Consider the following 22,004-nt stretch of genomic DNA (forward strand, 5'->3'; position numbering starts at 1 on the left):
TCACAATCCCTTCAGACGGGCGACGACATAGCGGCCGACGCCGCGCGCCTGCCGCCATGGCGTGTAGAGGTAGTTCTCGGCGGCGATGCCGAGGTCGCTCTCGCGGCCGGCCGGCAACGTCCGGATGATCGGGAAGAGGTCGGCCATCGATTCCAGGCCGACGCGGGTGCCCTTGATCCGGTTGGAGACGTTGCCGCCGTGCACGACCTGCAGCCAGGCCGGACGCCCTTCAAGCTGCCGGACCGGCGCCAGCCGCGCGATGTTGACGTGGATTTCGTGCCAGATGGTCCGCGCCTCGAGCGACATGGGCTCCAGAAGCGAGGCGAAGGGGTTCTTCCGGTCGACGATCCGGTAGATGCGCGGCGCGGCGCCGGACGTCGACAGGATGGCACCGTTGGGGAAATTGAACACTTGGGCAGCGCCGGCCGTCGCCGCCTCGCGCAGCCGCGCCACGTGATCGACGGCGAGGATGTCGTCGCTGTCGAGGCGGGTGGTCAGCAGCCAGTCGAAACCGGTATAGCGGGGCAGAATGCCGGGGATGATCTCCGGCATCATGAAGCGGTCGGTGAACTCGGCCTTGAAGGGGTAGACCTGCTGCAACTCCGCGATGACGGCCTTGAACTCGGCCGGCGTCTGCTCGTCGAAGAAGATCACCCAGTCGAAATCCTGCTCGGTCTGCTGGGCGACGCCCGGCAGGCAATAGTCCCGGAACAGGCGGAACCGATCGGCCAGCCACCCCGGCTTCGAGCGGAGATGCTGCTCCCGCCCCGGCGAGGGAACGTTGAAGCGGGTGAGAATGAGGTGCTTGATCCTGGCGCTCATGCGGGCTGATCCCTGACGGCGGCGACTGCCGGACAAGAGAGTTGTCGGCCCGAAGTCTTCCGCCCGCATCCCGCCATTGTCAAACCGTGTTCCTCACGTCCTGAGATGGTCCGGCAGTTCCGGCTCTCGGTCGATCAGGTCGGCGAACAGATGCTCGAAAGCCTCGCCGGCGCTGGCCGCCGCGAGGCCGTCGAGCGCCCGGTCGATCGCCTCGGCCTCGGCCGCATCGAGCACGCGCACGGCGCTGTCGAGATGGACCAGCAGCCAGGTTCCCGCCGCCTGCCGGCCGACCAGCAGCGTCGACACGCGCCGCGTTTCGCCGCGCCGCGCGCAGAGGGCGGTGAAGTCGTCGCCCTCGACGACGGTCATCGGCAAGCCGAGGCACATGCAGCGATCTCCCTCAGCCGACGCGCGGCCGTTCGTAGCCGGCGCGGTCGATGTCGTGGCCGAGCAGCCCCTTGCCGGCGGCGAGCGGCGCCTTGCGCCGCACCGGCGCCACGCCCCAGCCGGCCAGCAGGTCGATCGCCAGGGCGATGGCCGGCTCGATGGCGGCGGCGACCGGCGGCGTCAGCGGCCCGCCCCAGTCCTCGAGGTCGAGCGGCTGGCAGCCGATCAGCGCGATATCCTCGGGATAGCGATCCATCAGGTCGGCCGCCGACAGTACCTCCTGGAAGCCGGTCTGGTGGAGGCTCATCTTCTTGGCGCCGGTGAATTTCGGCACCGCATCGCCGCGCACCATCTTCAGCGTGCCGGGCGCAAGGCCGTAATCGATGGCGTCGAACACCACCAGACGATCGGCGTCGCAGACGCGGTCGACGAGGTAGAGCCCCTGCGTGCCGCCGTCGAGCAGTTCGACGCCGTCGGCCATGGCGTAGAGGCGGTGGAAGGCCTCGACGGCGCGCACGCCGAAGCCCTCGTCGGCCCAGAGGATGTTGCCTATTCCAAGCACCAGCACGCTCATGCCGCTCAGCCCTCGCGCTCGTCGCGGAATTGCCGCTCGCCGGAAATCATGGTGGATATCATGGTCTGGCGGCTCATGATGTCCTCGCGGACCGCCGCGTAGATGTGGATGATGGAGAAGATGACGATCACCCACATGCCCAGGTGATGGATGGTGTGGACGTCCTGCGAATTCGGCCAGATGTCGAACACCCAGCCGAACACCTTGGCCTGCCAGCTGTCGCGGCCGGTGCCCTCCGAATAGAGGGCGAAACCGGTGATGATCATGCCGAGGTTGAACAGGGTGAACATGGCGAACATCGCCGTATGGGCCAGCGGGTTGTGCCCGATATACTTGTAGGGTTCCTTTTCGAGGAACAGATACCAGCGCGCCTCCCGGATGACGCCCCGCCACCATGACTTCTCCCAGACCGGCAGATAGAAGATCTGGCGCGAGTATTTGTTGCCCCAGAACGCCCAGAGGATGCGGGCGAGGAAGGCGACGGCGAGCACCTGCCCGGCGGCAAAGTGGGCGAAGCGGATGTAGCCGAACAGGAAGTTCGCCGACGCCTCGCCCGGCATGGTGGGCGGCGGCGAGCCGATCAGATAGCCCGTCACTGCGAGGATGGTGATGCAAAGGGCGTTGCCCCAATGCCAGAGGCGCACCGGCGCCTCGTAGACGTAGATCGAAGGTCCGGCGACGATGACGTCGTCGGTGGCGTCCATCACGCCGGTGAGTATCCTGGCTTGGCGGGCCATGGCGGCGCCTCCTCAGCGGACGGTGACGGTGGCCATGTCCTGCCCGTCTTCGCTCATGACGTGGGTGGAGCAGGCAAGGCATGGATCGAAGGAGTGCAGCGTCCGGAGGATTTCCAGCGGCTTCTCCGGTTCGGCCATCGGCGTGTCGAGCAGGGCGGCCTCGAAGGCGCCGATGTTGCCGGCCGGATCGCGCGGCGAGCCGTTCCAGGTGGTCGGCACCACGGCCTGGTAGTTGTCGATCTTGCCGTCCTTGATGCGGATCCAGTGGCCGAGCGCGCCGCGCGGCGCCTCGGTGAAACCGACGCCCTTGGCCTCCTTCGGCCAGGTGTCCGGCGTCCACTTGTCGGTGTTGGCGGTCGAGAGATCGCCGGCCTTGATGTTGGCCACCAGCTTGTCCTGGAAGTAGCGCAGCTGATGCACCGCCCACTGGCATTCGAGCGCCCGCGCCGCCGTGCGGCCGAGCGTCGAGAACAGGGCGGTGAGCGGCAGGCCGAGATCGGTCAAGAGCTTGTCGGCCGGCTCCTTGAACTCCGGCTTGCCCTGCGCGTAGCCGATGATGTAGCGGGCGAGCGGCCCGACCTCGACGGCACGGCCCTTCCAGCGCGGCGACTTGATGAAGGAGTATTTCGCCGCCTCGTCCACCGCCTCGATGTTGGTCTTGGTGCCGCGGGCGTTGGGGCCAAGCTCGAAATGCGGCTCGGTGACGCCGTCCCAGGGGTGCAGACCCTTGGTCTCGTCCGGGTACTTGTACCAGGAGTGGGTGACGAACTCCTGCACCTCGTCGGGATTGGCGAGATCGATCGGGTGGATCTCGTCGAGCTTGCCATCGAGGATGACGCCGCGCGGCAGCTTCAGCGAGGCGTCGGAGTAGTCGTTGGCGTGCTCGGGAATGTCGCCGTAGCTCATCACCGAGGTCGACGACAGGCCGCCGCCGTAGAGCCAGTCCTTGTAGAACGAGCCGATCGCCTTGAGATCGGGCAGGTAGACCTGCTCGACGAAGGCGATCGACTGATCGATGATCGACGAGACGAGGTTGAGCCGCTCCATGTTGATGGCGCCGACCGCGCCGGTGCCGTCGACGTTGATCGGCGACGGCACGCCGCCGACCAGCCAGTTGGGATGCGGGTTCTTGCCGCCATAGACGGTGTGGATCTTGACGATCTCCTTCTGGAAGTCGAGCGCTTCCAGATAGTGGGCGACCGCCATCAGGTTGGCCTCGGGCGGCAGCTTGTAGGCGGGGTGGCCCCAGTAGCCGTTCTTGAACGGGCCGAGCTGGCCGCTGTCGACGAACTTCTTCAGCCGCCCCTGCAAGTCCTTGAAGTAGCCCGGCGAACTGAGCGGCCAGTCGGAGATCGACTGGGCCAGCGCGCTGGTCGCCTTGGGGTCGGCCGACAGCGCCGACACCACGTCCACCCAGTCGAGCGCGTGCAGGTGGTAGAAATGGACCAGATGGTCGTGCACCTGCAGCGTCAGCTGCATGATGTTGCGGATCGAGTTGGCGTTCTCGGGAATCGTGATGCCCAGGGCGTTCTCGACGGCGCGCACCGAGGTCAGCGCGTGCGTGCCGGTGCAGACGCCGCAGATGCGCTCGGTGAAGGCCCAGGCGTCGCGCGGGTCGCGGCCCTTCAGGATCACCTCGATGCCGCGCCACATGGTGCCGGTGGAGACGGCGTTGCGGATGACGTTCTGGTCGTCGACGTTCACCTCGACGCGCATGTGGCCCTCGATGCGCGTCACCGGGTCGACGACGATGCGGCGGCCGGCATTGTCGAGCTTGAAGCCGTTGGGGGTTTCGATACCCATGGAGAATTGTCCCGTTGCTGGAAGACCGGCGGGGCGCCAGGCGCCCGCGCGCCGGCTGTTACTGCTGGTCGTGGTGCTCGGTGCGGCGGTGGTGATCGTGCTTGCTGGTCAGGCGCTTGACGGCGGTCGCCGCCGTGTGCACCGCCACGCCGCCGATCACCGCGCCGGCCGCCAGCAGGCCGATCTGATCGGCCGTCGCCTCGACGCCGAACTGCCGGATGGTGGTCAGCCGGTCGTAGAACGAGCCCTTGTCCCAGAAGCCTTCTTCCGAACAGCCGATGCAGCCGTGGCCCGACTGGATCGGGAAGGAGACGCCGCCGTTCCAGCGCACCGTCGAGCAGGCGTTGTAGGTGGTCGGGCCCTTGCAGCCCACCTTGTAGAGGCAATAGCCCTTGCGCGCGCTCTCGTCGTCCCAGCTCTCGACGAACTGGCCGGCGTCGAAATGCGGCCGGCGGTAGCATTTGTCGTGGATGCGCTGCGAGTAGAACATCTTCGGCCGGCCCTGGCGATCGAGTTCGGGCATCTTGCCGAAGGTCAGGATGTAGGTGATGACGCCGGTCATCACCTCGGCGATCGGCGGACAGCCGGGTACCTTGATGATCGGCTTGTCGCGGATCACCTTGTCGATCGGCACGGCCTGCGTCGGATTGGGCTTGGCCGCCTGCACGCAGCCCCAGGAGGCGCAGGCGCCCCAGGCGATCACCGCCATGGCGTCGGCCGCCATCTCCCTGAGCTTCTCGACGAACGGCCGGCCGCCGTCGATGCAGTACATGCCGTCCTCGTTGAGCGGCGGATTGCCCTCGACGGCCAGAATGTAGCCGCCCTTGTACTTTTCGCGGGTTTCCTGAAGGATCGCGTCGGCCTGATGGCCGGCCGCCGCCATGATGGTGTCGTCGTAGTCGAGCGAGATCATCGACAGGATGACGTCCTTGGCCAGCGGATGCGCCGAGCGGATGAAGCTCTCCGAGCAGCAGGTGCATTCGAGGCCGTGCATCCAGATCACCGGGATGCGCGGCTTGGTCTCCAGCGCGTGCGCCATCTCTGTCGCCGCCAGCGGGCCGAGCCCGAGACTTGCCGCCGTCAGGTTGCAGAACTTGACGAAGCTCCGCCGCGTGATCCCCTGCCGCCGGATCACGTCGTAAAAGGTCTCGGTCGCCGAACCCATGCTGTTCCCCCGCAAAACAACGCTGCGTCCGCCGTCGCCATCAACGCCGAAAGACGCTCCAACGCTCGACTCGCGAGCATTAGCAATCGCTCACACGGCATAGCCCCCAGTTAAGAATGGGTCCAGATCACAAATCGTAGCGTTGGCTGCACGATCCGGGTTTTCGACGTTGAAAGAAAGGGATAGGCTGGCGGGGAAGGGAAGATCATACGTAGCTTAGCGTATGGACTTCGGTCCCGTGCCGGCTCCGGAGAGGGCGGATCGGCCACTATCGAGAGGTTGAGCGATGCCCGTGACAGTCTATGGAATCAAGAACTGCAACACCATGAAGAAGGCCTTCGCCTGGCTCGACGAACATGGCATCGCCTACGACTTCCACGACTACAAGAAGGTCGGCATCGATCCGCACCGGCTGGCCGGCTGGGTGGCGCGCGCCGGCGGCTGGGAACACGTGATCAACAAGAGCGGCCTTACCTATCGCGGCCTGCCGGAGACCACCAAGAACAGTCTCGATACCGAGAGTGCCATCGCGGTGATGGTCGCAAAGCCCAGCCTGATCCGCCGCCCGGTGGTCGAGGCCGAGGGCGGCAAGCTGATCATCGGCTTCTCCGACGAGTCCTTCGCCGTCAGCTTCGAGAAGTAGTCAGGTGCCGCAGAAGGTCGCCGCCACCCGCTCCTCGGGGCGCGGCGGCGCCGTGAGGTCGGCATCCTCCGGCCGCTCCTCGAATGGCCGCGTCACCGCCTCGAGCAGTCGCATATAAGCCGAGCCGTCGCCGTTCTCGACGATGGCGTCGAGCGCCGCCTCGACCCGATGGTTGCGCGGGATGATCGCCGGGTTGATAGCTCGCATCGCCGCGGCGGCCTCGGCGGGCGGGCGACTGTCGTCGGCGATGCGCGCCTGCCAGGCCGGCAGCCACGTTTCGATGCCGGCCGGCGTTTCGAACAGCGCCAGGAACGGAGCCGCGTCGGCATCGGCAAGGGCACAGTCGGCGAGGCGGCGGAAGGCGAGGGTGAAATCGGCCTGTCCCGTCTGCATCGCCGTCAGCAGGTTGGTCACCAGGTCGCGATCGCCCGGCCGCTCGTCGGCAATGCCGATCTTTTCCAGGAAGCGGCCGAAATAGGCCGCCTCGAAGGCGCTGGCGAAGCCGCTCAGCCGCTCCACGGCCAGGGCGACCGCCGCGTCGCGATCCTCGGACAACAGCGGCAGCAGGCATTCGCCGAAGCGGGCGAGGTTCCACTGGGCAATCTGCGGCTGGCGGCCATAGGCATAGCGGCCGTGCCGGTCGATGGAACTCAGCACCATGCCCGGCTCATAGGCGTCCATGAAGGCGCATGGGCCGTAATCGATGGTCTCGCCGGAGATGGCCATGTTGTCGGTGTTCATGACGCCATGGATGAAGCCGACCGCCAGCCATTGGGCGATCAGCCGCGCCTGACGCAGGGCGACGGCTTCGAGCAGCGCCGCATAAGGATTGGCGGCGCCGGCCACCTCCGGATAGAGGCGGTCGATGACGTAGTCGGCGAGACGGCGGATGCCGTCCGCGTCCGAGCGGTGAGCGAAATACTGGAAGGTGCCGACGCGGACATGGCTCGCTGCAACCCGCGTCAGCACGGCGCCGGGCAGCGGCCGGTCGCGATGGACGGTCTCGCCGGTGGCGACGGCGGCCAGCGACCGGGTGGTCGGGATGCCGAAGGCGGACATTGCCTCGCTGACGAGGTACTCGCGCAAGACCGGCCCGATCACCGCCTTGCCGTCGCCGCGCCGCGAGAAGGCGGTGCGGCCGGAGCCCTTGAGCTGGATGTCGCGCCGCCGGCCGTCGCGGTCGATCACCTCCCCGAGCAGCACCGCCCGGCCATCGCCGAGCGCCGGCACGAACTGGCCGAATTGGTGGCCGGCATAGGCGAGCGCCAGCGGCTCGGCGCCGGCCGGCACCTCGGCGCCCGAAAGCATGGCGATTCCCTCAGGGGATGCGAGTACGCCGGCGTCGAGGCCAAGTTCGTCGGCCAGCGTGGTGTTCAGCACCAGAAGCCGCGGGTCGGGCGCCGGCTCCGGCCGTACCCGCTCGTAGAATCGGGCTGGCAAGCGGGCGTAGCTGTTGTCGAAGGCGATGGCGAGCGGCAAGGGCGGCTCCTCGGGGGCTTCCGGCCCGGCTGTCGAAAGGGCGCTCAAAGGCGCCGGCGGACGATCATGTCTCTCTACGTAGAGTTCTGTAGGATGGCAAACAAGGGTGCGGCAAGGCGGGCCTTCGTCCGAAAGGACAAGGTTGGTCCTCAAGGAAAAATGTGTGAAATCAATATGTTGTGCTTTGATTCTCATGTCTTGAGTAAGAAGCCAAAGGCGGTCAAACTCTAGCGTTTTGCATTAGAATTATCTATTAAGTACTTGAATTAAAAGCATCCTGCTATCCCGTTCATGCGCCCGGCAAGGGGGCTTGCATCGGAAGCTTCATTCTCAAGAGAATCGCTCCTGCGTGCAGGAGGTTGCATCCGGAACCGGCTTATCTGGCCGATTATGCGCCGACACACTGGAACAGGGTGCGAGTCGTGCCGCCGCCCTGCGCGCCCGCCGGCGTCGCCAAGGGAATCGCTGGTCTGTCGGTGCCGCACTCCCCGCGATCAAGTCCCTGGTTGCGGGAAGGCGAACTGGCGGCCGGCGCGATTTTGCTGCCGCCAGCGGGAGTCGAGGTGGACTCGCTGTGACGATTCCGCAACAGACAGGCCAAACTCGAGAAGGCAGAAATCGTTAGGCATAATTCGCCCCTATTCAGCCATAAACGGACCTGACTTTATCGCTACAAAACAAGCGTGGAGAGGCACAGGCGCGTCCGGAGCGATGCGTAGCGAGGCACTTCACGGAGGTTCGCGGAACGGAGGCGATGCCGAGGGCATCGCGGGCCTGAAAGCGGGCGGGGCGGAACGCCGAGAGTAAACATGTCGGGTGTCTGTGTCAGAAACGTCTGCAAGGTCTCCGTCGTCCTGTCGCTGGGAGTAATGCTCGGCTCGCAGGCGATGGCCTTCGATCCGCAGTCCGCCGCCAAACAGGATGCGTGCTGCGACGCCGCGACGATGTCCACGTTGCGCGAAGCTACGCGGGCTTATTACTCGGGTGACAAGCGCGAAGCGGTCACCGGGCTGCTCGCCGCCGCGCAGAGCGGCCACCCCGCCGCCCAGTGGAAACTCGGCCGCATGTATGCCAAAGGCGACGGCGTCGCCGAGGACGACATGAAGGCCTTCGAGTTCTTCAGCCAGTTGATCTCAGCTCATGGCGAGGACGCGCCCAGTTCGCCGGATGCGCCGTTCATCTCCAGCGCCTTCGTCGAGGTCGGCTCCTATTATCTGACCGGCATCGCCGACACGGCCATCGTACCGAACGTCAACCGCGCCCGCGAGATCTTCACCTACGCCGCCTCCTATTTCGGCGACGCGCTCGCCCAGTTGAAGCTCGGCACCATGTATCTCGACGGCGTCGGCGTCGATCAGGACCCGCGTCAGGCCGCCCGCTGGTTCCTGCTGGCCGCCCGCAAGGGCCAGATCGACGCCCAGGCCAAGCTCGGCCAGATGCTGGTGCAGGGCGACCAGATCGAGCCCAACCCGGTGCACGGCCTGATGTGGCTGACCATTGCCCTGAAGCGCTCCGAACTGATGCACCACGACGATGCCTCCATTCGCGCCGCCCACGAGGAAGCCTTCTCGCTGGCCAGCGAGGACGAACGCCGCAAGGCCATCGCGCTGGCCGACCAGTGGCTCCTCGACAACGACGCCGCTTTCAGCCAGGCCTATGTCACGTCGGAGCGCCCCATCGAGGCTTCCGCGACGCGTTGAGGGTGAAGACCGGTTGGGGTAACTGTCCGGCGTTGCTCATCCAGCCGGCCAATGCTGCTTTCCGGCCTTGAGCCGTCCACAGGATGGAAGCGCACACGAACGCGGCGCCTCAACCTGCACCTTGCCAGTTGATCGAAATCCCCCGCCGTTTCCCTTGCGTCACTCACGCAACCCCTGCGTCATCCTTCCGCATCCCGCCGCTTCGCATGCTCCATGCCGTGCTCGCGGTTTGGCCTTTCTCTCTCCTGCTCCCTCCAGCATCGCACCGGATGCTCCGTCCCGTTGAGGCGGAGGGGCATGAATACCCGCTCCCGCCAAGGACGTTACGACTGCTGGATGCGCATCGTCGGCATCCGGCCAACTGTGGCGATTGCCGGCGCTCCGCCCGCTCGCGGTCGGTTCGTCTCCGACGGAAGCCAAGATCATCCCGAGGCCGATCTCAGATCCTCACCTCCACCACCACCGGCACGTGGTCGGACGGCTTTTCCCAGTCGCGAACCTCGTCTTCGATGCTCACCCCGGCAATCCGGTCGGCGGCCTGCGGCGAGGCCAGCACGTGGTCGATGCGGATGCCCCAGTTCCGCTGCCGCGAGCCGGCCTGATAATCCCAGAAGGTGTAGCGGCCCGGCCGGTCGTCGACGGCGCGCAGCGCATCCGTCCAGCCGAGGTTGACGATCGAGCGGAAGGCCGCGCGGCTTTGCGGCAGGAACAGCGCATCGCCGGCCCAGACGGCGGGATCGTGGCAATCGCGCGGCTCGGGGATGACGTTGTAGTCGCCGCAGAGTAGGGTGGCTTCCTCGAGCTTCAGCAGGCCGGCGGCGTGCCGCCGAAGCCGCTCCATCCAGGCGAGCTTGTAGGCATACTTGTCGCTGCCGGCGGGATTGCCGTTGGGAAGATAGATCGAGGCAACGCGCAGGCTGCCGGCCGGTACGGATACCACGGCCTCCATATAACGCGCCTGGGGATCGCCGTCGTCACCGGGCAGACCGTTCCGTACCTCGTCGAGCGGCAGCAGCGACAGGATGGCGACGCCATTGAAGCCTTTCTGGCCGTGCAGTGCCACGTTGTAGCCCAACCGTTCAAAAGGCTCGGGCGGAAAGGCCTCGTCGATGCACTTGATCTCCTGCAGGCAGACGATGTCGGGCCGGCTCTTCTCAAGCCAGGCAGACGCCGTCTCGACGCGGGCCCGGACGCCGTTGATGTTCCAAGTGGCGATGCGCATGAAAACTCCCTGTGCCGCCCCGGACAAGGCGCGACGGCCGCCGATTCCCTCATGTCCCCTTACGGGAATCCTTGTCATGCACGCATGAACATTTCAAGAACTATTGCATTTTGATCTAGGTTAAGAGCGCACTTGACGAACGAACAAAATTAGAACATCCTGCGTCCTAACACAGAACATGGAGGCGGGGATGACTGTGATAAGTGCCAAGCTCTCTATCGGGGAAATTGAGTGCGTGCTAGGCATTCGCTACAACCAACCACAATGCATTGAGAACAAAGAGGGATCGCCGCCGTATTTCGGCCGGGTTCTGCCGGGGTTTTTGCGGGACGAGATGCCGACGGTGCGCGATTTCACGCTTTCTCCGCGCGAGCGGCTGGCCTCGGCCATCGCCTCGGCCGCCATTGTCCGCGACGTGGCGGCGCTCGGCGCCCTGGTGCTGTTCGGCACCATGCTGGTGCTGATCCTGAGTTCGGCCGACCTTTTGGTCTGAGCCGTTTCTGCGGATGTGCGTCAACTTTTCCACAAGCCGGCGGTTCCGCCCTGGAAAATGCTCCGATCGCTCGTCCGGATGAGATAGCGTCATGGCCGCTAACCTGCCGGTGGGGCAGGACGGCGCCAACCGGGACCTCGAACGATGATCGGCGACGTCGGCTTCATTCACCTGCGCGTTCACAGCGCCTATTCGCTCCTCGAGGGCGCTCTGCCGCTCGTCAAGGCGCTGAAGCTCGCGGTGGCCGATCACCAGCCGGCGCTGGCCATCACCGACACCGGTAATCTGTTCTGCGCCCTTGAGTTCTCCGAGAAGGCCATCGAGAAGGGGCTGCAGCCGATCATCGGTTGCGAAATGGCCGTCGACTTCGGCGACGACAGCACCGACCGTCGCCGGCCCGGTGGTCTGCCGCAGGAACTGCCGTCCATCGTGCTGCTGGCGGCAACGCCGGAGGGTTTCGCCAACCTGACCGTGCTGATGTCGCGCTCCTTCCTGGAATCGGAGCCGGGCGCCCGCGCCAGCCTGCCGATTGCTCGCTTCGAGGGAATGACGGCCGGCGTCATCGCGCTGACCGGCGGCCCCAACGGCCCGGTCGACAAGGCGATCGCCGCCGGCCTGATGCCGCAGGCCGTGAGCCGCCTTACGCGGCTGGAGGACCTGTTCGGAGACCGTCTCTACGTCGAACTGCAGCGTCACGGCACGCCTGACGAGGTGATGGTCGAGCCGCACATCGTCGAGCTTGCCTATGCGCGCGGGTTGCCGCTCGTCGCCACCAACGAATGCTATTTCCCGACGCGCGCCGACTATGAGGCGCACGACGCGCTGATCGCCATTTCCGAGGGGCGGATGGTGGCCGAGGACGATCGCCGCCGGCTTACCGAGGAGCATTATTTCAAGTCGCGCGCCGAAATGCAGACGCTGTTCGCCGACCTGCCGGAAGCGCTCGACAACACCATCGAGATCGCCCGCCGCTGCTCGGTGCGGGCACCGAAGCGCAAGCCGCTGCTGCCGCGCTTCGCCGGTGCCGATGTCGACGACGTGGCGGCCGCCGAGGCCGCCGAGGCGGGCGAACTGGAGCGGCAGGCATGGGAGGGGCTTGCCCACCGCATCGAAACCCACGGCCTTGCCCCCGGCCTCACTCTCGAGGACTATCACAAGCGGCTGGAGTTCGAACTCGGCATCATCACTCGCATGAAGTTCCCCGGCTACTTCCTGATCGTCGCCGACTTCATCAAGTGGGCCAAGGCGCACGGCATTCCCGTCGGGCCGGGTCGCGGCTCGGGCGCCGGTTCGCTGGTGGCCTTCTCGCTGACCATCACCGACCTCGATCCCCTGCGCTTCGCCTTGCTGTTCGAGCGCTTCCTCAACCCAGAGCGCGTGTCGATGCCCGACTTCGACATCGACTTCTGCCAGGACCGGCGCGAGGAGGTGATCCGTTACGTCCAGGACAAGTACGGCCGCGGCCAGGTGGCGCAGATCATCACCTTCGGCTCGCTACAGGCCCGCGCCGTGCTGCGTGACGTCGGCCGCGTGCTGCAGATGTCCTACGGCCAGGTCGACAAGCTCTGCAAGCTGGTGCCGCAGAACCCCGCCCATCCGGTGACGCTGGAGCAGGCGCTCGTCGACGAGCCCCGCCTCAAGGAGGCGCGCGAGGATCCGGTGGTCGACCGGCTGATCGACATCTCGATCAAGCTCGAGGGCCTCTACCGCCACGCCTCGACGCACGCCGCCGGCATCGTCATCGGCGACCGGCCGCTCGACCAGCTCGTGCCGCTCTACCGCGATCCGCGGTCGGACATGCCGGTCACCCAGTACAACATGAAATGGGTGGAGAGCACCGGCCTCATCAAGTTCGACTTCCTCGGCCTCAAGACGCTGACGGTGCTCCGGCGCGCCGTCGACCTCATCGAGAGGAAGGGCGTGAAGATCGACCTGTCCGCCCTGCCGCTCGACGATCCCAAGACCTACGAGCTTCTGGCCCGCGGTGAGACGGTCGGCGTGTTCCAGCTGGAAAGCATGGGCATGCGCAAGGCCATCTCCGACATCAAGCCGGACCGCTTCGAGGACATCATCGCCCTCGTCGCGCTCTACCGGCCCGGTCCGATGGCCAACATTCCCGTCTATGGCGCCCGCAAGTTCGGCCACGAGCAGCCCGACTACCTGCATCCGTCGATCGAGCCGGTGCTGAAGGAGACCTATGGCATCATCGTCTATCAGGAACAGGTGATGCAGATCGCCCAGATCCTGTCGGGCTACTCGCTCGGCGAGGCCGACCTCCTGCGTCGCGCCATGGGCAAGAAGATCAAGGCCGAGATGGACAAGCAGCGTGCCCGCTTCGTCGACGGCGCGGTGGAGCGCGGCATCGGCAAGGCGCTGGCCGATACCATCTTCGACCTGTTGGCCAAGTTCGCCGACTACGGTTTCAACAAGAGCCACGCCGCTGCCTACGCGCTGGTCGCCTACCAGACCGCCTATCTCAAGGCCAACCATCCGGTGGAGTTCATGGCGGCGTCGATGACGCTGGAATTGACCAACACCGACAAGCTCAACGACTTCCGCCGCGAAGCGATCCGCCTGGGCATCCCGGTGGAGCCGCCGTCGGTCAACCGCTCCGACGTGGTGTTCGAGGTCGACGGTGGTCACATCCTCTACGCGCTCGCCGCCGTGAAGGGCGTCGGTCAGGCGGCCGTCGAACACATCGTCGAGGTGCGCGGCGACAGACCGTTCCGCTCGATGGCCGATTTTGCCAGCCGCATCAATCCCAAGGCGATGAACAAGCGCATCCTGGAGGCGCTGACCGCCGCCGGCGCCTTCGACTGCCTGGAGGCGAACCGCAACCGGCTGTTCCAGGGGCTTGAGTCGGTGATGGCCGCCGCCGCCCATCGCCTCGAACAGCAGGAGAGCGGCCAGAACGAACTGTTCGGCGGTGGCGGAGAACCGGAGCCGGTGCGCCTGCCCAACATCGCCAACTGGCTGCCCGAGGAAAAGCTGCAACGCGAGCATCAGGCGATCGGCTTTTACCTCTCCGCCCACCCGCTCGACGCCTACGAGGCGCTGCTCGGCCGCCTCAGGGTGCAGACCTGGGCGCAGTTTTCGGCCTCGGTGAAGCGCGGAGCGGCGGCCGGCCGTCTCGCCGGCACCATCGTCGGCAAGCAGGAGCGCAAGACGCGCACCGGCAACAAGATGGGCATCATCGGCGTTTCTGATCCGACCGGTCAGTACGAGGCAGTGATCTTTTCCGAAGGGCTGGCGCATTTCCGCAGCCTGCTCGAACCCGGCCAGTCGGTGATCCTGCTGGTCAACGCCGAGGACAAGCCGGAAGGCATCTCGGTGCGTATCGATTCGGTGGAACCGCTCGACCAGGCGGCCGGCAAGCTGCAGAACGCGCTGCGCGTGTTCCTGCGCGGCGCCGAACCTCTGGCGGCGCTACGCGACGTGCTGAGGCCGGGCGGGGAGGGCGACGTGTCGCTGATCGTGCTCGGCGACGGCAAGCGCGGCGAGGTGGAAGTGAAGCTGCCTGGCAGCTATCGGGTGTCGCCGCAACTCGCGGGGGCGCTCAGGGCGGTTGACGGCGTGGTAGACGTCGAGCTGGCTTAGGCGCGATCGATTCCGGCGCAGGATGCCGCCTGCGAACGGGCAGGGCGGCTGCGGGAGGGTCGCGAGTGATTGGAGCGCCGGGATCCGGCCTGGATGGCCGTCCGCGCAGACACTGGGCCGTGGTCCGATCAGCGGCTCTCTGAGCCGGCCCAGAGGTCGCGGCGGACGGCAGCGAACACGGCACGGAACATTTCCGGTGTCAGCACGCCGGTGTTGGTGTTGTAGCGCGAGCAATGGTAGCTGTCGTAGAGGCGAACGCCGGGGAGTCCCTCCAGCGCGTGCACGGCGCCATGGCCGAACTTGTGGCGGACGAGCGGCACCCCCAGCGTCTTCAGCGTCTGGTCGTGGGCGATCTTGCCGAGAGCGATGATGGCGGAGAGCCGGGAAAAGCCGGCGAGCGTCGCGGCGAAGAAGCGCCGGCAGGTGTTGATCTCGTCGTTGGTCGGCTTGTTCTCCGGCGGCACGCAGCGAACGGCGTTGGTGATGGCGGCGTCGACCAGTTCGAGGCCGTCGGCGGGATCGGCGCGATAGGTGCCGCGGGCGAAACCGTAGTCGATCATGGTGTCATAGAGCAGGTCGCCGGCATAGTCGCCGGTGAACGGCCGGCCGGTGCGGTTGGCGCCCCGGAGGCCAGGGGCAAGCCCGACGATCAGCAGCCGCGCATCCGGCTTGCCGAAGGTCGGCACCGGCGCGTTGAACCAGTCTGGGTGGGCGGCACGCTGCACCTCGCGAAAAGCCGAGAGGCGAGGGCAGAGCCCGCAGTTCCGGTCGGGTTCGACCGGTTGCCCGGCATGGGCGGCAAGCGTCCCGTGGCCTCGCATGCGAATCTCCTTGCGCTCGAATCCGTGGGCCGCTGGTTTAGCCTGCCTCGGCGGGCGTTCGCCGGAAAATTTCGGCTCGATGCGGACGGCGGCAGGCCAGGACCAACAGCCGCAATCGGGGGCTGGTTCCGGCTGATGGACGGCGATCTTGCCGTCTTGGGCTCCGAAGATGGTTTGGCGGGCTGTCCGGGCATCCGACGAATCCCAAGAATCTGCCCTGTTGGTTTGCCGGAGGGATGATCGCTCTCGGTCGTTCCCATTCGTCGATGGACCTTCACATGCAGCGCGATGGGGGTATCCATATATGAGGCATACATACTAATTTTACCCTGTGTCGAGGCAGAGGACCAAAGATCGTGGCGTGAGAGACGGGCGTGGAGTGCCGGGCGCGGTGGAGCGGCAAGAACTGGCGAACGGCCGGCCGCCGATGACCACATCGAGGGAAGCGGAACTCCGAAAATCGCAAGCATCGAAAAAGAGGCCCAGAGAAGCACTCAGGTTGATGTCGATTGCTTTTCCCGTTGAGATATCCGGCGATCGACGGTGTCAGGCAGATGGGCAACTCCGGGCGGGAACTGCGGATCCGTTTCGGGAAGATGCCGGAAAAAGCGCGGGCGGCAGTCGCGGTTTGATCGCAATGAACAGCGCGGCGCCAAGACCGATCACAAATACGCAGTATCAATTCCTGGCGTGTTCGGAATGATCGATTGTCTGGTGCGCCCGATCGGCACTATTGCGTGACGGAATGAGAGCGCTTCAGCTCTTGCGTGCAAGAGGGCTATCCATGTCGCGATCGGCAGAGACCCGCATATTGGCTCTCCAATCCTGACGAAGCCAGCCGCGCGGGATTTCATATCAATTCGTGGAGAGGCTGACCCACCCACTCACTGAGCCCATCAGCGATCTCTCACTTGCTTCAGCGACATGGGAAATCGGTAAGCGGATGATCATCAGTCGTTTTCGATGCCTTGCACCGCAAGTCGGCGCTTCCGGCTTCAGCGAGGACGATGCCGGTCGGCCGGGGGCAGAGATCGTGGCGCCTCCCTGGCGCCTTTGTCTTCTGCCGCGTTGAAAGCGTGTCTCGTGCGGCGTGGCAGCGGATTTCAGCCGTCCCTGTCTTCGAAGCCGAGTCAGCATGCGCTACGCCCGGCAAACGACCGGAAGCGACAAGGCGCCGCTAAACGCGCATCCGAACGGATTCGGTTCTTTCCAGAGACCAGAAAACACCGAACCGTCTTCCGGCGGTTCGTATCGCAACAAGCATACGTCCAGCGCCCGACAACATCAGGTGAAGTCGATGCGCGCCATGCTGTCGTCAGACCTCGTCGACGGAACTCGCCCGGTCGGTGGCGCGCGGCGGTCGCTCGGCGGGATCGCGGCTGATGCGGGAAGCAAGATTGGCGAGGTCGATGAAGTGATCGGCCTGACGGCGCAGTTCGTCGGCCACCATCGCCGGCTGGGTCTGCAACGTCGAGACAACCGAAACCTTGCGGCCCTTGCGCTGGATGGCTTCGACCAGCGAGCGGAAGTCGCCATCGCCCGAAAACAGAACGATGTGGTCGACGTGTTCGGCCAGCTCCATGGCATCGACGGCCAATTCGATGTCCATCGATCCCTTCACCTTGCGGCGGCCGGTGGAATCGAAGAACTCCTTGGTCGGCTTGGTCACGACCTTGTAACCGTTGTAATCGAGCCAATCGATCAACGGACGAATGGAGGAGTATTCCTGATCTTCAGCGAGTGCAGTGTAATACAACGCTCTCAGGAGATACCCCTTGGCGCTGAATTCCTTTAGCAACCTACGATAATCAATATCAAATCCAAGAGCCTTGGCAGTCGCGTAAAGATTTGCACCGTCGATGAAGAGGGCGATTTTTTCGCGTTCGTCAAACATTACGACTTTTCTGACCTCACAACCGGCGATCGTTTGATGTTCTTTGTTCAGATAAACTGTCGCCCATGCAGGCGGTGGAATCCTTCCGCCCGACGACAGGCGGCGCGTATCATTTACGCCGCCAACGTTTTTTCCCCAGTAGTCTGCCTGTTAGCAAGTTTCGGCGCCCCAACCAAGTTAAAATCATTTCATTTCATGGATTCCCACGGAAAATGGCAGAAATGGCCGACTATGCGACCAATGGCGCAGGCAATCCTCACGGGGACTTTCCTCAGACGCTGCTAACATCACACGTTGTTGATGTTTGGCCGGGGCGCCTGTGCGCGAAACTCGCCAAATCATCCTTTGCATCTCCGCTTGCTTTCCGGTCGTCCTCCGCCTATTTAGGTCGTGAGTTCGGCGGTTCCGCCTTGCGCATTCGCGCGCGGGGCGGCGACACCGACGGCGAAATTCGCACTCTCAGGGCGCTTGCCGGACGGGATGCCGTTCGCGCAGGCGAAATTTGTTTCTGAAGCTGGAGTTGGACTATGGCACGCGTCACGGTCGAGGACTGCATCGACAAGGTGGACAACCGCTTCGAACTGGTCCTGCTGGCCAGCCATCGCGCCCGCATGATTTCTTCCGGCTCGCCGCTGACGGTCGACCGGGACAACGACAAGAATCCGGTCGTCGCGCTGCGCGAGGTGGCGGAATCGTCGATTTCGCCGCAGGACCTCAAGGAAGACCTGATCCATTCGCTGCAGAAGTACGTCGAGGTGGATGAGCCCGAGCAGGAGCCGGTGGCCGGCCTGATCGGCGGCCCCGGCGAGGGTGGCGAGGACGACGAGATCGTCTTCGACCAGATGTCCGAGGAGGACCTGCTGCGCGGTCTCGAGAGCATGGTTCCCCCCGAGAAGGTCGAGGAAATCTGATCCATTCGCGAATTCGCGGATCGGCAGACGGGCGGATCGGTTCAGGTCCGCCCGTTTTCGTTTGTCCGCAACGAAACGAAAAGCACGGATTCGATTTCGGCAGCCTTCGGCGTGAATGCGCTACATTCCAGCTTATTGTTGCGTTAGCTTGATTTCCGATACCGGCGCGGACCATGGGATTCGGCGTCCGGGCAGCGGAGTGATCGTTCCCAAATGATGCGGCAGTACGAACTCGTCGAGCGGGTGCAGCGCTACAATCCCAATTGCGACGAGGGACTGCTCAATCGCGCCTACGTCTATGCCATGCAGAAGCACGGCACGCAGAAGCGCGACTCCGGCGACCCCTATTTCTCGCATCCGCTGGAAGTTGCCGCCATCCTCACCGACCTCAAGGTCGACGACGCCACCATCGTCATCGCGCTCCTGCACGACACCATCGAGGATACCGACGCGACGCGGCAGGAGATCGACCAGCTGTTCGGCGTCGAGATCGGCCAGCTCGTCGAGGGGCTGACCAAGCTCCAGAAGCTCGACCTCGTCTCCAAGCGGACCGCCCAGGCGGAGAATCTCCGCAAGCTGCTGCTCGCCATCGCCGAGGACCTGCGCGTCCTGCTGGTCAAGCTCGCCGACCGCCTGCACAACATGCGGACTCTGCATTTCGCGCCCGAAGGCAAGCGCGGCCGCATCGCCGAGGAGACGATGGAGATCTATGCGCCGCTGGCCGGCCGCATGGGCATGCAGGACATGCGCGAGGAGCTGGAGGACATCGCCTTCAAGACGCTGCACCCCGACGCCTTCAGCGCCATCAAGGCTCGTCTCGACGAAATGGAGGCCCTGCAGAAGGACCTGATCGCCGACATCGAGAAGGAGCTTCGCGAGAATCTGGAGGCGCGCGGCATCGTCGCCGTCGTCAAGGGGCGCCGCAAGCAGCCCTATTCGATCTTCCGCAAGATGATCGACAAGCAGCTCGGTTTCGAGCAGCTCTCCGACATCTACGGCTTCCGCGTGCTGGTCGACGATGTCGACACCTGCTACCGGGCGCTCGGCGTCGTGCATCAGCTCTGGCGCACCGTGCCGGGCCGCTTCAAGGACTATATCTCGACGCCCAAGCCCAACGGCTACAAGTCGCTGCATACCACGGTGGTCGGCCCACATCGCCAGCGCGTCGAGCTGCAATTCCGCACCCACGACATGCAGCAGGTCAACGAATACGGCATCGCCGCCCACGCCCTCTACAAGGACAAGATCAGCGAGAGCGGCCACCTGCCGCAACTCGCCGACGACACGGCCGCCTATGCCTGGCTGCGCCAGACCGTCGAGGCGCTGTCGGAAGGCGCCAGCCCCGAGGAGTTCCTGGAAAACACCAAGCTGGAACTGTTCCAGGACCAGGTGTTCTGCTTCACGCCCAAGGGCCTGTTGATCGCCCTACCGCGCGGCGCCACGCCGATCGACTTCGCCTACGCCGTCCACACCAACATCGGCAACACCTGCGTCGGCTGCAAGATCAACGGCCGCATCACGCCGCTGGTCACCGAGTTGAAGAACGGCGACGAGGTGGAAATCATCCGCTCCAAGGCGCAGGTGCCGCCGCCCACCTGGGAGACCATCGCCGTCACCGGCAAGGCGCGCGCCGCCATCCGTCGCGCCACGCGCGCGGCGACGCGCAAGCAGTTCGCCGCGCTCGGCCGGCAGGTACTGGAAACGGTATTCACCCGCGAGGGCCGCGAACTGACCGACCAGTTGCTGGAGCAGGCGCTGCCACGGCTGTCGCAGCCGACGGTACCCGATCTCCTGGCCGCCGTCGGCCGCGCCGAGGTGCCGTCGGCCGACGTGCTGAAGGCTTGCTTCCCCGACTATCGCGAGGAGCGGGCGGCCCGCCAGACGGCGGCGACGCGCCAGGAAGGCGGCTGGTTCTCCTTCTCCGCCCAGGCCGGCATCAAGTTCCACGGCGATTCCGATTCGATCCGCGCCCACGGCCTGCCGATCCGCACTGTCGCCGCCGACCTGCCGGTGCGCTTCGCGCCGGACGGCGGTGCCGTGCCGGGCGACCGCATCGTCGGCATCGTCGAGCCGGAGGTCGGCATCACCATCTATCCGATCCAGTCGCCGGCCCTCGTCGCCTTCGAGGACTCGCCCGACCGCTGGCTCGACGTGCGCTGGGACATCGACAGCGAGGATCCGATCCGCTTTCCGGCCCGCATCTCCATCCAGTCGTTCAACGAGCCGGGTTCGCTTGCCCGCATCGCCAAGGCGATCTCCGACAGCGACGGCAACATCGACAATATCGGCATGGCTCGCCGCACGCCCGACTTCCACGAGATCGTCGTCGACCTGGAGGTCTGGGACCTCAAGCACCTGACGCAGATCCTGAACGAACTCAGGGTGCTGCCCAACGTCGGCAAGGTCGAGCGCGTCAACGGATAAACGGCATGATCATCGGCATCGGTTCCGACCTCATCGACATCCGCCGCGTCGAGAAGACGCTGGAGCGCTTCGGCGAGCGCTTCGTCCGAAGGGTGTTCACCGAGGTCGAGCGCCAGCGTTCGGACCGGCGGCACAACCGCGCCGCGTCCTACGCCAAGCGCTTCGCCGCCAAGGAGGCTTGCTCCAAGGCACTCGGCACCGGCATCCGCATGGGCGTCAACTGGCGCGAGATGGGCGTCGTCAACCTGCCGACCGGCCAGCCGACCATGCGGCTGGAAGGCTCGGCGGCGGCGCGCCTCGCGGCCTTGACGCCGGCGGGCCTCAAGCCGCGCATCGATGTCACCATCACCGACGACTATCCGCTGGCCCAGGCGTTCGTGGTGATCTCGGCCTGGCCGCCCGACTGGCCGGGCACGACGGCGTGATCGCCACAATTCGGCTCGCTTTTCCGCTTTTCGTTGCGCCGCCGGTGCCGCTCCGATAAAAGGCGCCGAGATCCGGGCCGCCGCAGGCCGGCCGCTTCGGCGCCGGCGAACGAGGTGATCGGATACCACTCCGATGGAAGGGCGGCCAAATGTCGGCAACCAAACAGAAGGCGGAATCGAAGGACGGTATGTGGGAGACGATCAAGGTCATCGTCGAGGCGCTGCTGCTGGCGCTTGTCGTGCGCACCTTCCTGTTCCAGCCGTTTTCGATCCCCTCGGGTTCGATGATGCACACGCTGCTGGTCGGCGACTACCTGTTCGTGTCGAAATACTCCTACGGCTACAGCAAGTACTCCTTCCCCTTCGGCCTCGGTCCCTTCGACGGCCGTATCTGGGCGAGCGCCCCCAAGGCCGGCGATATCGTGGTGTTCAAGCTGCCGGCCGACCACTCCACCGACTACATCAAGCGCGTCATCGGCCTGCCGGGTGACCGCGTCCAGATGAAGGGCGGCGTGCTCTATCTCAACGGCGAGCCGGTGAAGCACGAATACACCGGCGACTTCGTCGAGAAGGACGCCTTCGGCCGCGACATCACCGCCAAGATCTGGCGCGAGACGCTGCCGAACGGCGTCTCCTACGACACGCTCGACATGGGCACCACGGCCGGCGACGATACCCGCGAGTTCGAAGTCCCGCCGGGCCACTATTTCATGATGGGCGACAACCGCGACAATTCCGCCGACAGCCGCATCGACGGCTCCGGCGTCGGCTACGTGCCGTTCGACCATCTGGTCGGCAAGGCGCAGGTCATCTTCTTCTCCATCGACGAGAGCGCCAAGCCCTGGATGTTCTGGACCTGGCCGTGGACGGTGCGCGTCGACCGCATGTTCACCATGCTGAACTGATC

The 22,004-nt window shown here is 65.2% G+C and carries 19 protein-coding genes; 9 read left to right on the forward strand and 10 right to left on the reverse strand.

Annotated elements, in window-relative coordinates:
* The 6 genes from H512_RS23475 to H512_RS0110340 all read right to left on the reverse strand — a co-directional run bounded on the left by H512_RS23475 (nucleotide 1) and on the right by H512_RS0110340 (nucleotide 5,488).
* Nucleotides 1–822, reverse strand: a complete 822-nt coding sequence (locus tag H512_RS23475) for a glycosyltransferase (protein WP_053239750.1) — start codon at nucleotides 820–822, stop codon at nucleotides 1–3.
* A gap of 93 nt (nucleotides 823–915) precedes the next feature.
* Nucleotides 916–1,209, reverse strand: coding sequence for a HypC/HybG/HupF family hydrogenase formation chaperone (locus H512_RS0110320; protein ID WP_026783385.1), 294 nt, complete (start codon nucleotides 1,207–1,209; stop codon nucleotides 916–918).
* A 13-nt stretch (nucleotides 1,210–1,222) separates the two neighbouring features.
* Nucleotides 1,223–1,783 (reverse strand): HyaD/HybD family hydrogenase maturation endopeptidase, encoded by a 561-nt coding sequence (locus tag H512_RS0110325; RefSeq protein ID WP_026783386.1) that lies wholly within the window; start codon nucleotides 1,781–1,783, stop codon nucleotides 1,223–1,225.
* 5 nt (nucleotides 1,784–1,788) lie between these two features.
* On the reverse strand, nucleotides 1,789–2,487 hold the full coding sequence (gene cybH / locus H512_RS0110330) for a Ni/Fe-hydrogenase, b-type cytochrome subunit (protein ID WP_245585390.1): 699 nt from the start codon (nucleotides 2,485–2,487) through the stop codon (nucleotides 1,789–1,791).
* 45 nt (nucleotides 2,488–2,532) lie between these two features.
* Nucleotides 2,533–4,323, reverse strand: coding sequence for a nickel-dependent hydrogenase large subunit (locus H512_RS0110335; protein WP_026783388.1), 1,791 nt, complete (start codon nucleotides 4,321–4,323; stop codon nucleotides 2,533–2,535).
* Between the two features lie 58 nt (nucleotides 4,324–4,381).
* Nucleotides 4,382–5,488 carry a hydrogenase small subunit gene (locus H512_RS0110340; RefSeq protein WP_026783389.1) on the reverse strand — a complete coding sequence of 369 codons (1,107 nt, stop codon included), beginning with the start codon at nucleotides 5,486–5,488 and terminating at the stop codon, nucleotides 4,382–4,384.
* A 286-nt stretch (nucleotides 5,489–5,774) separates the two neighbouring features.
* Here H512_RS0110340 and H512_RS0110345 point away from each other — a divergent pair, with 286 nt between their 5' ends.
* Nucleotides 5,775–6,131 carry an arsenate reductase gene (locus tag H512_RS0110345; protein WP_026783390.1) on the forward strand — a complete coding sequence of 119 codons (357 nt, stop codon included), beginning with the start codon at nucleotides 5,775–5,777 and terminating at the stop codon, nucleotides 6,129–6,131.
* Here H512_RS0110345 and H512_RS0110350 read toward each other — a convergent pair whose 3' ends face one another.
* The gene (locus tag H512_RS0110350) at nucleotides 6,132–7,658 is read right to left on the reverse strand and encodes a protein adenylyltransferase SelO (RefSeq protein WP_425414167.1); all 1,527 of its coding nucleotides are present in this window, start codon (nucleotides 7,656–7,658) and stop codon (nucleotides 6,132–6,134) included.
* A 761-nt stretch (nucleotides 7,659–8,419) separates the two neighbouring features.
* On the opposite strand from H512_RS0110350, the gene H512_RS23480 reads away from it, so the two are divergent.
* Complete coding sequence (locus tag H512_RS23480; protein WP_210162677.1) at nucleotides 8,420–9,310, forward strand: tetratricopeptide repeat protein; 891 nt, start codon at nucleotides 8,420–8,422, stop codon at nucleotides 9,308–9,310.
* 439 nt (nucleotides 9,311–9,749) lie between these two features.
* Here the strand turns inward: H512_RS23480 and xth are convergent, their stop codons facing one another.
* Nucleotides 9,750–10,532: an exodeoxyribonuclease III gene (gene xth / locus H512_RS0110360; protein ID WP_026783392.1), complete on the reverse strand. Its 783-nt coding sequence runs from the start codon at nucleotides 10,530–10,532 to the stop codon at nucleotides 9,750–9,752.
* 190 nt (nucleotides 10,533–10,722) lie between these two features.
* Here xth and H512_RS26945 point away from each other — a divergent pair, with 190 nt between their 5' ends.
* Both H512_RS26945 and dnaE read left to right on the forward strand, forming a co-directional pair.
* Nucleotides 10,723–11,025, forward strand: a complete 303-nt coding sequence (locus H512_RS26945; RefSeq protein WP_156899449.1) for a hypothetical protein — start codon at nucleotides 10,723–10,725, stop codon at nucleotides 11,023–11,025.
* A 144-nt stretch (nucleotides 11,026–11,169) separates the two neighbouring features.
* Nucleotides 11,170–14,622, forward strand: a complete 3,453-nt coding sequence (gene dnaE, locus H512_RS0110370; RefSeq protein ID WP_026783393.1) for a DNA polymerase III subunit alpha — start codon at nucleotides 11,170–11,172, stop codon at nucleotides 14,620–14,622.
* 128 nt (nucleotides 14,623–14,750) lie between these two features.
* On the opposite strand, the gene H512_RS23485 is transcribed toward dnaE, so the two are convergent.
* Both H512_RS23485 and H512_RS0110380 read right to left on the reverse strand, forming a co-directional pair.
* Nucleotides 14,751–15,443, reverse strand: coding sequence for a uracil-DNA glycosylase (locus tag H512_RS23485; protein ID WP_036791131.1), 693 nt, complete (start codon nucleotides 15,441–15,443; stop codon nucleotides 14,751–14,753).
* 1,315 nt (nucleotides 15,444–16,758) lie between these two features.
* Complete coding sequence (locus tag H512_RS0110380; protein ID WP_026783394.1) at nucleotides 16,759–17,337, reverse strand: LabA-like NYN domain-containing protein; 579 nt, start codon at nucleotides 17,335–17,337, stop codon at nucleotides 16,759–16,761.
* 65 nt (nucleotides 17,338–17,402) lie between these two features.
* On the opposite strand from H512_RS0110380, the gene H512_RS26950 reads away from it, so the two are divergent.
* The 5 genes from H512_RS26950 (at nucleotide 17,403) to lepB (ending at nucleotide 22,002) form a co-directional block, all read left to right on the forward strand.
* A complete protein-coding gene (locus tag H512_RS26950) occupies nucleotides 17,403–17,849 on the forward strand; it encodes a hypothetical protein (protein ID WP_156899450.1) in 447 nt (148 codons plus the stop codon).
* A gap of 15 nt (nucleotides 17,850–17,864) precedes the next feature.
* Nucleotides 17,865–18,248, forward strand: coding sequence for a DNA-directed RNA polymerase subunit omega (gene rpoZ / locus H512_RS0110385; RefSeq protein WP_026783395.1), 384 nt, complete (start codon nucleotides 17,865–17,867; stop codon nucleotides 18,246–18,248).
* A 213-nt stretch (nucleotides 18,249–18,461) separates the two neighbouring features.
* On the forward strand, nucleotides 18,462–20,672 hold the full coding sequence (locus tag H512_RS0110390) for a RelA/SpoT family protein (RefSeq protein WP_026783396.1): 2,211 nt from the start codon (nucleotides 18,462–18,464) through the stop codon (nucleotides 20,670–20,672).
* A gap of 5 nt (nucleotides 20,673–20,677) precedes the next feature.
* Complete coding sequence (gene acpS / locus H512_RS0110395; RefSeq protein ID WP_026783397.1) at nucleotides 20,678–21,097, forward strand: holo-ACP synthase; 420 nt, start codon at nucleotides 20,678–20,680, stop codon at nucleotides 21,095–21,097.
* 149 nt (nucleotides 21,098–21,246) lie between these two features.
* Nucleotides 21,247–22,002, forward strand: coding sequence for a signal peptidase I (lepB, locus tag H512_RS0110400; RefSeq protein WP_026783398.1), 756 nt, complete (start codon nucleotides 21,247–21,249; stop codon nucleotides 22,000–22,002).
* The last annotated feature ends 2 nt before the right edge of the window (nucleotides 22,003–22,004 follow it).

The sequence above is a fragment of the Pleomorphomonas koreensis DSM 23070 genome (genome assembly GCF_000425185.1).
Classification (GTDB): domain Bacteria; phylum Pseudomonadota; class Alphaproteobacteria; order Rhizobiales; family Pleomorphomonadaceae; genus Pleomorphomonas; species Pleomorphomonas koreensis.

What these genes read in the sequence shown, in the direction of transcription:
- H512_RS23480 (WP_210162677.1), top strand. Translation starts at nt 8,420, where the DNA reads ATGTCGGGTGTCTGTGTCAGAAACGTCTGCAAGGTCTCCGTCGTCCTG.
- H512_RS0110345 (WP_026783390.1), top strand. Translation starts at nt 5,775, where the DNA reads ATGCCCGTGACAGTCTATGGAATCAAGAACTGCAACACCATGAAGAAG.
- H512_RS26945 (WP_156899449.1), top strand. Translation starts at nt 10,723, where the DNA reads ATGACTGTGATAAGTGCCAAGCTCTCTATCGGGGAAATTGAGTGCGTG.
- H512_RS0110380 (WP_026783394.1), bottom strand. Translation starts at nt 17,337, where the DNA reads ATGTTTGACGAACGCGAAAAAATCGCCCTCTTCATCGACGGTGCAAAT.
- H512_RS23475 (WP_053239750.1), bottom strand. Translation starts at nt 822, where the DNA reads ATGAGCGCCAGGATCAAGCACCTCATTCTCACCCGCTTCAACGTTCCC.
- H512_RS26950 (WP_156899450.1), top strand. Translation starts at nt 17,403, where the DNA reads ATGCAGGCGGTGGAATCCTTCCGCCCGACGACAGGCGGCGCGTATCAT.
- lepB (WP_026783398.1), top strand. Translation starts at nt 21,247, where the DNA reads ATGTCGGCAACCAAACAGAAGGCGGAATCGAAGGACGGTATGTGGGAG.
- cybH (WP_245585390.1), bottom strand. Translation starts at nt 2,487, where the DNA reads ATGGACGCCACCGACGACGTCATCGTCGCCGGACCTTCGATCTACGTC.
- H512_RS0110320 (WP_026783385.1), bottom strand. Translation starts at nt 1,209, where the DNA reads ATGTGCCTCGGCTTGCCGATGACCGTCGTCGAGGGCGACGACTTCACC.
- rpoZ (WP_026783395.1), top strand. Translation starts at nt 17,865, where the DNA reads ATGGCACGCGTCACGGTCGAGGACTGCATCGACAAGGTGGACAACCGC.
- H512_RS23485 (WP_036791131.1), bottom strand. Translation starts at nt 15,443, where the DNA reads ATGCGAGGCCACGGGACGCTTGCCGCCCATGCCGGGCAACCGGTCGAA.
- acpS (WP_026783397.1), top strand. Translation starts at nt 20,678, where the DNA reads ATGATCATCGGCATCGGTTCCGACCTCATCGACATCCGCCGCGTCGAG.
- H512_RS0110340 (WP_026783389.1), bottom strand. Translation starts at nt 5,488, where the DNA reads ATGGGTTCGGCGACCGAGACCTTTTACGACGTGATCCGGCGGCAGGGG.
- H512_RS0110335 (WP_026783388.1), bottom strand. Translation starts at nt 4,323, where the DNA reads ATGGGTATCGAAACCCCCAACGGCTTCAAGCTCGACAATGCCGGCCGC.
- H512_RS0110325 (WP_026783386.1), bottom strand. Translation starts at nt 1,783, where the DNA reads ATGAGCGTGCTGGTGCTTGGAATAGGCAACATCCTCTGGGCCGACGAG.
- H512_RS0110390 (WP_026783396.1), top strand. Translation starts at nt 18,462, where the DNA reads ATGATGCGGCAGTACGAACTCGTCGAGCGGGTGCAGCGCTACAATCCC.
- xth (WP_026783392.1), bottom strand. Translation starts at nt 10,532, where the DNA reads ATGCGCATCGCCACTTGGAACATCAACGGCGTCCGGGCCCGCGTCGAG.
- dnaE (WP_026783393.1), top strand. Translation starts at nt 11,170, where the DNA reads ATGATCGGCGACGTCGGCTTCATTCACCTGCGCGTTCACAGCGCCTAT.